Genomic DNA, 13,388 nt, shown 5'->3' with positions numbered 1-13,388 from the left:
TCGGGAGGCGCAACCAGCCCGCCTCCCTGAATGAAGCCCGAAAACTCTAGCATCCGGTGGTCCAACGTTTGGGAGCGGTTCAGAAATTCTCAGTGGCAGGTCAGACGCCGGATGAAAATTCAGTGGCAGGTCACACTGTCTCGACCAAGAGATGGAGGACCGCGTCAGCGGTTTCCGCCTCGCCTAAAAAGATAGCGTAAATGCCAAGGTGATAAGGCTGAGGATGCCGCCGAACTTCCCGCGCAGTTTCTTGGCCGAAACGACGATACAGCCGCTCCCCCTAGCAGCGCCTGCACCGGCCGTCAGGCCGGTTAAGCGAAGCGGGTTACCTCGATGAAGCTTGTTTACGGAGGAAACATTTGATTGATGAAAGGATAAACGCGCGCGAGACCGGCTTCTTACTTTTGCTTTCCCACAATAAAACTCGCTAAAATTTCCTGGCTTTTCGATCGACTCTCTTTTGAGAGGAACCCACAGGTGCCCCAGAAGACGCTGGCGATTTATCAATAGATGAAGAACTTGCCGTTGCCATCCCTTCCTCAGGAAGCGTAGCTACTTGAGCGGCACTGTCAATCGCTCTACGGCAGTCATCAAGGAAGTCAGCTATATATTCATTGACATAGACAACCAACGGCTCCTTTGGAACAACAATCAGACGCCGTTTGTCCGTTTTATCCCGAGTGATGTCGATGAACCCACGCAAATGCGCTGCCTCGACATACTTTTGGCAAACAGTCTGGTTTTTGAAAGGCAGATAGCGACACGCCTGCATCTTCGTCATGGGTTTGTTATTGGCGTCCATATGATATACTTTAAGCATCAATCCAAGAATATTCCTCAGGAATAGTTTTTCTTCGGAATTTTCGCTAACGAGATCTGACAAAAACGAGTCAATTTTCTCAAGCTTATGCTTTACGCCGACGTCGATCTGTTCTGGCGTATATATTTCTCTTCGTGTTGTCTTCGCCACGGCCACGCCTCTGCGCAATGGGTCGTTCTGTTTTCACCCAAAGCCTGTTACCGGATCCCATCGCGGCGACATTTATCATATGTATGTCTTCATAACTACGACGAATATAAGAATTTGCGGGCGGTCGTGAGACTAACCTTCATCGTGCACGAGCCCCCGCTCTTGTTTTCACATCCATTTAAAAAAACAGTTACACAAGTGTAACTACGAGTGCTACCAAAAATTCGGGAGCTTCGCTTCCGATGGAAGGTCGGTCTCTTGATTGGCCCCCGACCAGCTCGCCCGCCGCCCGAGCTGGCATGCAAGAGCCCGACCTTCCGTTTTGCACGTGGCTTTTCGAACCAGGGATCCGAAATGAATAAAGAAATTTGGAAAGATTACAGCCAACCTTTCGGGACGATTGGTCCATTGATGACAGTGGGCGAAATTCTGGAAAAGAATATTGATGCGGGATACAACGCCTATGATGAGTATGCAAACGCAGCTCTTCAGAAATTTGCTCGGTATGCCTCAGAATTCCTCTCCAATCCACATCCTCATTTAGGTCGGGACGGGAGCGTTTGCCCTTTCGTTCCCGAGGCTCTGACGAAGGGGCTTTTACGGGTTGCCGCGTCGCAAGCTGTTGCAGTTGACGAAATCGAAAACGATTTGGCGCGTATGCTCGCCGTCTTCAGCCAGATGAAACCCGTAAAGTCCTTCAACGATCGAACGGGCGACTGGATCTATAAGGCCATTATCATTGCCCTTCCTGGAATACAGGATGAAGGAGAGATTATCAGGATTGGTCAACTGCAAAAACGGCTGAAGCCCGACTTCATTCAGGAAGGTTTCATGATCGGTGAATTTTATCCAGGTTGCCCGGAGCCCGGTTTGCACAACAGGATGTTTCGACCGCTCGACACAACGGTTCCAGCCTTGGCTATTCGGCATATCACCAAATATGATGCTCCTTTCATGCTCGATAGCGATAAGTGCCTGGAGGCTTACTTCAGTATTTTTGGGAACGAGGGTCGCCGCCGCATTAGGCAGCTTTTGGAGCGAACCGCCTGAAACTTACTCGCAAGAGGGCTGTACTCGCAGTCGCTGAAACAGCTATCCTCGATCGTCCTACCAGGTGAACCGGAAGGAAACGACTATGTTGGACGTTCATCCGAACGTACTTGCTGAACTGCACCAGATCGGAGCGTCGACGGTACGATTGTGGCGCTATAGTGAGTTCGCCACCCCTATTACATCTCCTTCCGATTTAGCCTCCGCTATCGGCGTTCCCGTGGGGCGCGTTGCAAAGACGATGATTATTGCCGAGCAGAAAGCGAACGATGTGATGCGCCGGTCTCATCCTGCGCGCCACCTTTGTGCCGTTTTGCTGCCATCACCTTCAAAGATTGACATGAAAGCGGTTGCTGGCACGTATGGATGGAAACGAGCCGAGCTTGCTCAGAAAGAACAGGTACTCGATCTCTTCGGCTACCCGTCAGGAAGCGTATCACCATTCGGTCTCCAGAAGATCGCTGTACTGATCGACACCGCCCTTTTTTCTTATCCTACCGTAGTCACAGGTGCGGGCAAGGTTGGAGTCGAGCTTGAGATCGACACAAGCATGCTTTGGAAGATCGGGCAGCCGTTACAGACGCGTGGACGGGCCAGTCAAACCTAACGCCTCGTCACCTTTCATAGAGATGCCGTGAGGTAGGTTATTTCTTCGGGAAAGGAAATGCGGTTCCACGTAACGGCGCCTCGATTAGAGAATGAGGGTTCAATACGTATGTTGCGTAATCGGACTCATAGTGCGCACTATAACGAAAATCGTCACACCCGTCCCAACGTCTGCACGACATCTTCACCTCGATAGCTGTGAGGCGGATCAAGCGCGGGAACATAGCGTGAGAAGGTGGCGACCACCGTCAGGACCCGCAGTTTCTTTCCGGTTGCGAGCTGGTCGTGCACGAAGTCCATCGCCCACACGTCATTTGGTCCGACAGCCATTTGCCGATCCTCGCGAAGTTTCGCCTTAACACGGCGCTTCCGAGTCTTATTCCGCAGCTGCAGTCCCAAGTCCCTGTAAATGCGATAGGTTCGCTTGATGTTGGTGCCCCAACCCTCGCGTTCCAAAAGCACATGCACGCGACGATAGCCGTAGCGCACCCGCGCTCACAGGTCTAGACCGGCCTCGGCGCGGCGAGAGATGTAGTGATCGGTCGACCGATCGAAGTTCAACGCGCCACAGGCACGCCGGATCGAGATCGCCCAATCGCGGCACATGACACCACCTCCCGCTACCCCTCAGGCCTTAGAGCTTTCGGCGGATGGCGTCCTGCAGCATCTCACGGTCCAACGTCAGATCCGCGACGATCTTCTTCAATCGCGAATTCCCGTCCTCAAGCTGCTTGCGCCTCTTCATCTCTGGCGGCAACATGCCGGCGTACTTTTTCTTCCAGTTGAAGTAAGTCGTCTGACTGATCCCCGCCTTGCGACAAATCTCCGCGATCGAGACGCCCTCATCACCCTGCTTCAAAATGAACGCCTTCTGAGCGTCCGAAAACTGCGATGCCTTCATCGTGTTCCGTTCCTTTTCCCAGCCAGGAAAATGCACCGGAAAACTCTAACCAAAATTGGTCCAGTTTGAAGGGTTGAGAGCAATTTCCCTATCGTAAAACCTGTGATCCTATGAAGTTAAGATGGGGAATGTTAAGGACATACAACAGCGTGCACGAAAGACGCGGAAGCCAACTGCGTCACATCTATTTCTGGTATCGGCGCTGTTGCGCTGCGGCCAAAACCGCACTGGCTCCTGATCCTTCCACCTTCGGAAGGGGCCGTGATCTCGCCTGGGTCGACCGTATGCTAGTTCGATCAGCAACCCTTTGACGGTGAAGATTCCTGGTTATTCACCTGGTGGATCAATGCCATACAAACAATCAATTTTACGAAGCCATGGGATGTTATTAAACACCTCGATTATGAATTGGGGACCCCATGATGTTGCTCCACCGAGAGCAGCCGAGGGCAAGGTCACAGACCTGGCCGGTAAATGGAGACGAACATGGCCAACGTGGAACTGCAGAAGGCGCTCTCGTCTGCCAATCAAGCGCCGAGACATAGCTCTGGGTCCTTTCTTCGCCTACTGCAGGAGCCTCGTCGCATTAAACCGAATACCAGCTTTAACACATTTGGGTCGCCACAAAAGCTGAACAACCACTATCCGATCTTGCCAATCCTTGGCTTCTCAAAAGTGAACGGAGCTGTGGGTATGCGAGATGGGGTGTTACCCACCGCGAAGTCATACATGAATACGAATGATTCAATGTCATTTCAACGTGAGCATTATGATTAGCTCATCGGCGTCAGCATCGTTTTTTAGAACCAGCAGCTTTTCGATGATTCCTGGCGAAAGACATCGGGGCCACCCTCCGGTCTTGGTCACCGAAAATTCGCCGCCAAACTTGGAGACATTTAAATGACAAACTCTCTTCCCGCAAAGCTGATGGTTGGTATCTTCGACCATTTGGACGAAGACGGAAGGGAGATTGGGCGCCAGTATGAAGATCGGATGAAGTTGGCAGAGGTCTGCGATCGCCTTGGCTTTTATGGATATCACGTCGCAGAGCACCACTGTACTCCCCACGGCAGAGGACCTTCGCCGAATCTATTTCTAGCAAGCGTAGCTCAGCGCACGCAGCATCTTCGTCTCGGTCCTTTGGTTATGCTGTTGAACCTTTATCATCCGTTACGTGCGTTTGAAGAAATTTGCATGCTGGATCATCTGAGCGGTGGCAGGCTCGAGTTGGGCATGGGGCGCGGCTCCTTACCAATCGAATGGAGCTTTTTCGGTATTGATGAGGAGGTGGCGACATCGCGCTATCTCGAAGCCAGCGAGATCGTCATCCAAGCGATGAAGGAAGGAGCTCAGGCTCTTTCCTACAAAGGCGACCACTTTGAACTAGACAAAGTCCCGTTGATGTTGCGGCCACATCAACGTCCTCAGCCTCCGACATGGATTACAACCAGTCGTCCTGAGGTTGCGCGCTGGGCGGCTGAGAACGATACAAATCTTGCCTGCGGGGGCCCTGCTTCTGCTGTTCGCCAGATCACTGATGCCTACCGAGCACACGAGAGACGTACCGCCGGGGACAGGAAACGGGCGCCGTTCCTTGGGTTGGTCCGAATGGTGGTGGCCGGCAGCACGACGAAGCATGCCATTTCGCTCGCGGCCCCGGCTTATCAACGGTGGCTTCGGAGCTTTAGGTTTCTGTACGAGATTAACGGGATACAGACTCCTCAGAACCTCCCGCCGGATTTTGATGCAGCAGTAGACTGTCAGTTGTGCGTAGTTGGTACTGCTGCTTCAGTTAGGCAAGATCTTCTCGATCATGTCGAGGAAGCAGGTGCTAATTATCTTCTTTGCCAGCTGGCGTTTGGTGATTTGCCATTGGAGGCTTCCTATTACACTGCAACGAGCGTTCACTCTGGAGTTATGGCTTAATCTGGACTGGCCTCAGGTTGCTTTCCGATCACAGAGATTAAGTCTCTGTGGCCGCGCCCTCAAATCGATTGAGGAGCGTCAAGGCGAATTCAGCCATCGCCGTAGGAACAGCCATTGTGGAATGGGCTGCACTATTGGATAGTTAAAAGATATGCGATTTAAGGGCCTCGATCTAAATCTCCTTGTCGCGCTCGATGCACTAATGATTGAGCGCAACCTTACTGCGGCGGCACGTAGCATTAATCTGAGCCAGCCCGCAATGAGTGCAGCTGTCCGCCGGCTCCGCTCCTATTTCCGCGATGAACTATTTACGATGCGTGGTCGTGAGTTCGTTCCAACTCCGCGTGCGGAAGACCTCGCGCCTGCGATTCGTGAGGCTTTACAGCATATTCGGCTCAATATCATACCCTGGGATAAATTTACTCCTGATCAATCAGATCGTCATTTCCGAGTAAGCTTATGCGATTTCGTTACAGTTGTTCTTTTTCAGAAGATACTGGAGCGTCTTGCGCGGGAAGCACCCGGCATTAGTTTTGACTTGCTGCCTCTTACTGACAATCCAGACGAGCTTTTGCGACGCGGCGACGTAGACTTCCTTATTAGCCCACCGCTATTCATGTCGAGCGCGCACCCTAAGATAGATCTATTTCAGGAACGACTGACTTGCGTCGGCTGCAGTAATAACAAACAACTTGAGGAAGCCCTTACTGCCGAGGAGTATTCTTCAATGGGGCACGCGGTAGTTAGGTTCGGTCGGACGCAGCAGCCTACCATAGAAGATTGCTTCTTGCAGGAGCATGGCCTCAAGAGGCGGGTCGAAGTCGTTGTTTCAAGCTTTAGCATGATCCCCGCCGCCCTAATGGGCACCGATCGCATCGCAACCGTTCCGTTCCGACTAGTTGGGCTTTTTGAGGACACGATACCATTGCGGATGACTGCGCCCCCGATAGCGCTGCCGACATTCACCGAGGCAGTCCAATGGCCGGTACTTCACGACAAAGATCCGGCAAATATCTGGATGCGAGATATAATGGTTCAGGAGGCAGCGCGATTGCCGTGACCATCCTGAAACCTAGGAAGCTGGGCTGCATTGGGAGCGACGACCCGCGACGCGGCCGATTAGCTGAAGACGGCACCACCTGTGAGTGACCCGCAGGCCATTTTATCGACGAAGCTGAGCGCTACGCCCGTCGCCGATCGGCCGCCCTTCGGACGATTGCGCGACGTGCTGTCTAGCACCTTCGGCGGCAAATCGAAGGGTGCTGGGGGACCACAATTGCTCCGCACCGCAACCCGCCGCTACCGCCGCAAATACAGCAACCCAAAACCGTCGGAGCGAACTCAAAACTGGATAAAACTTGGGGGCAAGGTCAGCGGCCTTCCCCGGATGGATACCTTTGAAAAGCCTCTTTGGTGGCTGTTGAACTTATTCGGGCTCGGGCGGATCTTACTCAAGCAGGAACCTTGGTCAGGAACCGGATTGTTGTAGCAACCCATGTATTTTAGGTGCGTTGGAGGACATCATACGGGAAGCTTCCTCAACCAATATCTCCCTGAACCAGATGCTCCCTGGATCGGCATTATGGAGCGCTGGCCATTGAACAGCTTCTGTGAAGACGGGGAGCGGTAACGGAAGGTTGATGATCCGCAAAGGGAAAGTACTTTCGTAATGCTCGACTAAGCGAAGCGGTAGGTTAGCTATGCGGTTCGTGCCACGCAGGACTGGTGGTATTAAGCTAAACCCTTGCACGACGACCTCCACCCGCCTCTGAATACCATTCTCGAGCAAGAACCAGCCCTCGACCGATGGCTTCAAAAAGCGCCCAAACGCGGCAGCGACGTGTCCCGTGGAGACATATTGCTCGATCGTCAGCGCTGAAGGTAGGTCCACATTTGTCGAACAGGCTACACATACAAACTTCTCTGTGAACAGTTTTGCGCTCGGGTGTGCGCCCGAGAGAAAAAATTCAGGCACGATGAGGAAGTCGACGTCACCGCGGCTAAGCATCTCGTACGGATCACTATCCAAAGGCAGCAACTCAAAGCTGACTGCGGGCGCTTCTCGAGCAACTCGCTCAATGATTTTATTGAAGTATATCAGCATCATGAAATCGGACAGAACTATTCTAAAGCATCTGTCAGACTTCGACGGGTTAAACGGCTCCCAAGAGATGATTGAGCATTGTACCTGCAAGAGAGTTTCACGCACTGCCGAGGCAAGTCCTTCGGCACGGGGCGTCAGCCGAAGTTCTCGACCATTCATTGTAAACAATTCGTCGCGGAAATAGTCCCGAAGCCTACCAATGGCGGCACTCATTGCTGGTTGACTTAGATTGATACTACGTGCGGCAGCCGTTAGGTTGCGCTCGGTCGTGAGCGCATCCAATGCAACGAGCAGGTTTAGATCAAGGCCCTTGAAACGCATCTTTAGTCACATCCAAACAACGGATATTTTATATCCAAACAATCGATTTTTCCAGTACAGAACCTTCCAGCATAGATCCAATGAAGGTTCGTCAAAAAGGCTTAGGTTAGTTTGGTGATCAATTAAGTAGGCCGCATAGTTACGATAGACGTTATAGTTGCAGATAATCCACTTTAAATATCGAATGGCACCTTAGCAATAGGCGATGTGGAGCGGCGTCACCGAGCGACATGAAATGCTAGTGAACGGATGGGCGGAAGTAGGTTCATCATATCGCGATACCGGAGAGGCTTTGCCGTACGCTGGCTATCGACTGGCGGGCTCCTTCTGTTTGGAAGCATGTTCAAGATATTGGTGGCGTGCCAGTAATTTGTGATGAAAAGATCAACGCGCCTGAAGGCGCTTGAGGAAGAGAACGCCACACTGAAGAGACTGCTCGCCGAGCAGATCCTGGATACGGCCCCACTTCCCGAGCTCCTTAAAAAAATAGAAAGGCCCGCCGCCAAGCGCGACGCCGTCGCACGCCAGAAAGCCGTCGTGGGCCTTTCGGAACGAAGTAGGTCGCCCGACTGCCGCCTTGCGTTCTCCGCTATCGAGATGCCGTCATCCGGTCGGCGTCCGCGTTACTCGCCTCGGGATCGTCAAAGCGGTTGCCGTCATTAAAAGCTAAGAATTCGGCCGGACTTGCCTAAATCGTCTTTCATAAGCCTCTATGAAGGCTTCCGGAATCGGGTCGCTAAACAATGGGAAATCAACCGGTTTGCGTAAGCCGGTGCTTGGCCGGATAGTGCCGCCATCGAGCCCCGGCCGCCATCCGGCTCCGAAAAAGAAAGCACCATACCGCGCCGCAAGCATCGGGGTCACAGGATTAAGAAGGCTTAGAAATACGGAAACTTCCGCTGCGCTGACTGAGGTATCTGCCCTTGAAAAAGACGCAACGTCGAAAAAGGCGTCTATGGCGTCCATGGCATCCCAGACGCGCAAGTCCTGCACCGCTTCGGAATATCGTTTAACATTGTGGTTCTGCTCGACTGTCAGCTTGTCGGCCGTCAGCGTCTCGTTACATCCGGCGTACTTGCGCAAAGCCGTTTCGAAAGCACGAATTCTAGCCGCGGTCTGAAGCAGCCCCTCGATCAGAAAATCGTTGTCGTTTGCGCCAAATGGCTTGGCGAGGCTAGCCAAATAGTAGCGCAGCACGTTCGTGTCGATATCTGCTGCCACCTCGTCAGCCCACACAGCGTGGTCACGGCTAGTAGAAAATTTCGCGCCTTCGAGCTTATAAAAGTCCTGAATTGCATGGTTGTATGGAATCGCATAACCGCGCGAGAACAAACTAGCAGTAACGCCGATCGTGTAATAAAACCGGTTATCCTGACCCATGAAGAATACGAGTCTCGTGCTCGCGTTGCGCATAGTGTCATCGAGATCTGCGCCATTTTGCTTGCAGAGGCGTTCGATTCCTGTCTCATAGCACCACAATCCTTCAAACCAAGTCATTAAAGTTTGGCCTCTCCACCGGGTAGTTCAAAGTCACACCACGGTCGAAATGCCGCGACATCGGCAATGCCATCAGTTTTGACCGTAGCCAGTCAAGTTCTTTGCGCTTTATGGATTCCGGCCATCCGCTCGCCTCAATGGCGTGATCGAGCCCCGGAGCAAATTTTTCAAGCTCAAAATGAACCTGTCGAATCGGGCGCAAGATAAGGCTCTGGCCGCATGTCGTGTGAATCGGGTTGCGTAGTAGATTGTGTTGCAGCGCCGAGCCGCAATCTTCGCAAAGGTTACTATCTGTTGGCGCGTTACAAGCTGGACACTCTCCGACCGCGAGTGAGTCTGCGGCGAACTCTTCGCACGTCCCGCAATACAGTTGCTCTCCGTCGCGCAGCTCAACGTAGCCGGACGCTCTTAGTTGGTCGTAGATCGCCAAGCTGCGGTCTTTGTGGTCTTCGCTTGAAGTCCTTACAAATACGTCCGGTTCAATATCAACTGACCGCAGACACTGCAGAATTTCTTCAATGTGCATGTGTGCGACGTCATCAACCGGCCTGCCAAGCTTTCGGGCTTTCACCAGCGTGTAAGTGCCATGTTCGTCCGCACCTGTCACGTGATAGGCCGCGTTGCCTACCATGCGGTGGTAGCGTACGAACACGTCGGCGAGAAGGTACACGCCACCTATATGCCCAAGATGCAGCTTGCCGTTCGGGCACGGCGGCGCCGAGCAGGCAAAAAAAGTATGTTGGTTTGCTCTCAATTCAATCCCACCATATCGAAAGGAACTTTAAGCTGGTTTGAGGGCTGCTATTTTTGATCGCGTGTTTTTGGTGCGGCGCTATATAGACCATCGTGTCCCCACTGACTGCGGAGGTTTCTCCATCGGATTGAAACACGCCGCTGCCCGAGATCAATACCCAGAGTTCGTGCTCTGGGTGCGAATGAAGATCGACCGCATCGCCAGGTACCACCTCCACAATCGATGTGCCGAAAGCCGTTGCGACTGCCTGCGGTAGATGCTCAAGTAACCGGCACACCAGAACGCCATACTCCTGGCGCATGATTGAGCGGTCGATCTGTTTCGTATACATGTTTGCCTCTGTCCTCTGCCTTCAATCGCGATAGAAAATGCCGTTCGGCGGCTTGAGCTCGTCGATGTTGGAGACCTTGCCCTCGGGAGGGTTGTAGGCGCGTTTCAGTTTGTTGTATTCGGCCCTCGTTGGCCCACCAGTTGAGGCACGCTGGAACACGAGATAAATCACCCTTCGAGAATTTTCACTTTTGTTGGGCTTTGAGTAATGTGGGGCATAGTCGTCAAAGATGAAAATGTCACCGGCCTTCCACGTTACGGGCTCCCAGGCCAGCCTGTCCGCGACCTCGGGGTACATTACGCCGCCGGCGTCCATTGGGAACACGCCCTTTTTGTGGTTCCCGGGGCTGAAGAAAAGCCCTCCGTTGTCTGGGCCGGAATCGTCGATGCCTATTGCAACAATCGCGTGCACCATCCGGTCTGGTAGCTTATGTGGGATATGGTAGATGTCCTGATGCGGGCGATAGCCGCCGCTGTCGGAGTACTTAAAGATCAGCAACTCTTTGAGCATGCGGGCATTTTCCCCCAGTAACTCTTCGACGATCGACTCGATACGGTGGTCAGCCAGCAGTAAATCACGCAGGGGGGCGTTAAATTCGAGGAAGTTCTCGACCTTCGAAATGATCCTCCTACCGTCAGTTGTTTTTTCGAACCATATCAGCCATTTGTCTTCACTTGTCTCCCAGCACGAAACATCAGCCACAAGAGCTGAAAGTTTATCTCGGCTTTCTAGATCGAGAAATGACTCAATCCTAATGTATCCAACGTCATCCCATGTTGATTTTTGTTCTTTGGTTAACATGTGTAACTCCTTTTTAGATTTAAAGCCGCCTGGTAAAGCTGCGTCGTGAGCAGGCGCCCCGAGCTGCACTGCACTGGAGTGTTATCTTGCGTTTTGTGTCTCTTGAGCGGGAAGTAAACCTAGGCACCCAAGGATCGGCCGATCTGGGACGTTCAGATAGTATTCACGCCGAAGCAGGCTATTGATGATGCGACCGTTTCGGTAGGCGACGAGCGATAGATTCACACTCTGCAAGCCACTTTGGACTGGGGATCGGTTTTGCAGATATACCTGGCCGGGGGCGTTGTCCTCGAATTGAACGGAGTAATCGTCCTTCACGACCGGCAGACCGCCTTCCATAGAAGCGGAAGCCAATAGGCGATCGATAAACGCTAGCGGGCGAGGCTCGAAACCGGTGGCGAGTACGACCCGATCAGCCACTACAGTCGGTCGCTGACAGGTGCCGTGCGAAGCCAACAGCGCGTGCCAACCGTCCGCATGAGGAGACAACTCCTTCATGACGACTGCGGGTAGCAGTTGAATGACATCGTCAATATTGCCAGTCGCGCTGCGGTGATAGATAGTTTCGTAAATGCGGTTGCTCAATTCTGCTGAAATGCCGTCACTGGTGAGTTTTTCGTCGTCGACAATAGTGCGACGTTTTTTAAGTGGCAGCGAATGAAAGCGCTGGCTGTAAGACGGCGTGTATGACACGTTGATAAAAGAGCTGTCATCCCTCGTGAACAGGTTCCCGCGTGACGTCACCCATGTAATTTTACCGATACCCGGACTGCCCAATAGGTGTTCAACAACCTCCGCACCGCTCTGCCCCCCACCAACGACTAATACGCGTTCACCGATGTCGATTTGTGGCCGATCCAGATAGCTCGCCACATGGTAGACCTTCTCGCCCAGCCAAGGTTTGGCGCATTCGGGAATTGTTGCAACGACACCGACGCCAATCGCAACTGAGCGTGCATGGTAGTGATCTCGAGTCGTCGTCACGCGGTAACCCTCGTCTAATCTGGTTACGTCGGTAACCTCCTCCCCAAACCGGAGTTGTGGCAACTGATGCGCAACCCATTGGAAATACTGTGTGAACTCTCTTCGCGACGTGGTCGCGTCGCACCGGTTTACGAAGCTGTACAGCCGTCCATGCACCGCGAGGTAGTTGAGAAACGAAAACGGACTGGTCGGATCTGCAAGTGTCACACAGTCCTTCAGCGGAGATACCTGCAGGCGACTGTTGGGCAGCAGCAGCCCAGGATGCCAATCGAAGCCGCTTTCCTTTTCGAAAAAGGCAGTGCGCAGCGGCGTCGGACACGCGAGTGCTGCAAGACTAAGATTAAAGGGTCCGATGCCTATACCGATGAGATCCAGCACTTGCATAAACACACTTCCTTTGGTTGGGCGGGCACGTGGGCAGCGATACGGAAATCATTATCGAAGGACGTCTGTCTCCTACACCGCCCTCCACAATGTCTGACTGGCGATTGCGATGTTGAGAGCGACCAGACCCGCCATCACGAGCATGGCAACGTCGATGCCATAAACAGCAATTAATGTGCCACCGAGATACGGGAATTCGAACGAACCCACGAAAATAAGCGAGTGTAAAGACTTGGGAGGCCGTTGAGATTGACAGACCACGTTCGCCAGCGAGGTTCACCACCATCGCATTCAAGGTCGAATAAGTGAGACCGTAGCCTATCGCAAAGAGAACGGTGGCGACGACGTACAGCAGCTCGCTTCCCGGGTTCAAAACCAAAAGTCCGATCCCAATCAGTGTCGTCACGAAGAGGGTGAGTGCTAGGCGCCCAAGCGGCAACTTACCGATCATACCCGCGACGGAGAATCGCAATGTGACAGTCGTGACGGTGAATGTCAGAAAGAAGACATTCGGTGAGAGTCCGCGCGTTTCGGCATATATGCTTTGAAACGTGGACAGGCCTGCGAACGTACAAGCACCGATCGCCAACATGACCACCGGCAACACCGTTCTCCCCCACAAAATAGACATGGTCGTCGGATCGGATAAGCGACGGCGCTGGTAGAAAGTTGCGGCTGATGCTGATCTGAACCCTTCAAACTGGACCAATTTTGGTTAGAGTTTTCCGGTGCATTTTCCTGGCTGGGAAAGGGACCAGA

Annotated in this window: 10 protein-coding genes and 3 pseudogenes; 6 read left to right on the top strand and 7 right to left on the bottom strand. The window is 52.9% G+C overall.

Annotated elements, in window-relative coordinates:
• Positions 1 to 427 precede the first annotated feature (427 nt).
• Positions 428 to 970, bottom strand: coding sequence for a hypothetical protein (locus tag CO666_RS34380; RefSeq protein WP_012489593.1), 543 nt, complete (start codon positions 968 to 970; stop codon positions 428 to 430).
• A 354-nt stretch (positions 971 to 1,324) separates the two neighbouring features.
• Between CO666_RS34380 and CO666_RS32845 the strand changes: the two genes are divergently transcribed.
• Together CO666_RS32845 and CO666_RS32840 are read left to right on the top strand one after the other, a co-directional pair.
• The gene (locus CO666_RS32845) at positions 1,325 to 2,020 is read left to right on the top strand and encodes a DUF6875 domain-containing protein (protein ID WP_004677746.1); all 696 of its coding nucleotides are present in this window, start codon (positions 1,325 to 1,327) and stop codon (positions 2,018 to 2,020) included.
• A gap of 85 nt (positions 2,021 to 2,105) precedes the next feature.
• The gene (locus CO666_RS32840; protein WP_004677747.1) at positions 2,106 to 2,627 is read left to right on the top strand and encodes an aminoacyl-tRNA deacylase; all 522 of its coding nucleotides are present in this window, start codon (positions 2,106 to 2,108) and stop codon (positions 2,625 to 2,627) included.
• Between the two features lie 155 nt (positions 2,628 to 2,782).
• Here CO666_RS32840 and CO666_RS32835 read toward each other — a convergent pair.
• Positions 2,783 to 3,527: pseudogene (locus CO666_RS32835) on the bottom strand (transposase); the annotation flags it as partial.
• A gap of 900 nt (positions 3,528 to 4,427) precedes the next feature.
• Between CO666_RS32835 and CO666_RS32830 the strand changes: the two are divergent.
• The 3 genes from CO666_RS32830 (at position 4,428) to CO666_RS34375 (ending at position 6,942) form a co-directional block, all read left to right on the top strand.
• Positions 4,428 to 5,453, top strand: coding sequence for an LLM class flavin-dependent oxidoreductase (locus CO666_RS32830; protein WP_012489592.1), 1,026 nt, complete (start codon positions 4,428 to 4,430; stop codon positions 5,451 to 5,453).
• A 151-nt stretch (positions 5,454 to 5,604) separates the two neighbouring features.
• Positions 5,605 to 6,513, top strand: coding sequence for a transcriptional regulator NodD3 (nodD3, locus tag CO666_RS32825; protein WP_097603699.1), 909 nt, complete (start codon positions 5,605 to 5,607; stop codon positions 6,511 to 6,513).
• An 81-nt stretch (positions 6,514 to 6,594) separates the two neighbouring features.
• Positions 6,595 to 6,942: a hypothetical protein gene (locus tag CO666_RS34375; RefSeq protein ID WP_012489591.1), complete on the top strand. Its 348-nt coding sequence runs from the start codon at positions 6,595 to 6,597 to the stop codon at positions 6,940 to 6,942.
• On the opposite strand, the gene nodD2 is transcribed toward CO666_RS34375, so the two are convergent.
• Entirely contained in the window at positions 6,922 to 7,878 is a 957-nt protein-coding gene (gene nodD2, locus CO666_RS32815) for a transcriptional regulator NodD2 (protein WP_004677768.1), read from the bottom strand. The genes CO666_RS34375 and nodD2 overlap by 21 nt on opposite strands.
• A gap of 387 nt (positions 7,879 to 8,265) precedes the next feature.
• Here nodD2 and CO666_RS32810 point away from each other — a divergent pair.
• Positions 8,266 to 8,433, top strand: a pseudogene (locus CO666_RS32810) (IS3 family transposase); the annotation flags it as partial.
• A gap of 111 nt (positions 8,434 to 8,544) precedes the next feature.
• Here CO666_RS32810 and CO666_RS35110 read toward each other — a convergent pair.
• From CO666_RS35110 to CO666_RS32790, 4 genes and pseudogenes are all read right to left on the bottom strand, one after another.
• Positions 8,545 to 10,129, bottom strand: a pseudogene (locus CO666_RS35110) (class I tRNA ligase family protein).
• 1 nt (position 10,130) lies between these two features.
• The gene (locus CO666_RS32800) at positions 10,131 to 10,460 is read right to left on the bottom strand and encodes a cupin domain-containing protein (protein ID WP_004677772.1); all 330 of its coding nucleotides are present in this window, start codon (positions 10,458 to 10,460) and stop codon (positions 10,131 to 10,133) included.
• 21 nt (positions 10,461 to 10,481) lie between these two features.
• On the bottom strand, positions 10,482 to 11,261 hold the full coding sequence (locus tag CO666_RS32795) for a phytanoyl-CoA dioxygenase family protein (protein WP_010018321.1): 780 nt from the start codon (positions 11,259 to 11,261) through the stop codon (positions 10,482 to 10,484).
• Between the two features lie 81 nt (positions 11,262 to 11,342).
• Positions 11,343 to 12,629 (bottom strand): lysine N(6)-hydroxylase/L-ornithine N(5)-oxygenase family protein, encoded by a 1,287-nt coding sequence (locus tag CO666_RS32790; RefSeq protein ID WP_010009012.1) that lies wholly within the window; start codon positions 12,627 to 12,629, stop codon positions 11,343 to 11,345.
• Positions 12,630 to 13,388 lie beyond the last annotated feature (759 nt).

This window comes from Rhizobium chutanense (genome assembly GCF_002531935.1).
Lineage (GTDB): Bacteria > Pseudomonadota > Alphaproteobacteria > Rhizobiales > Rhizobiaceae > Rhizobium > Rhizobium chutanense.
The sequence above is the reverse complement of the archived record's forward strand: the minus strand, read 5'-3'. Positions and strand labels throughout refer to the sequence as shown.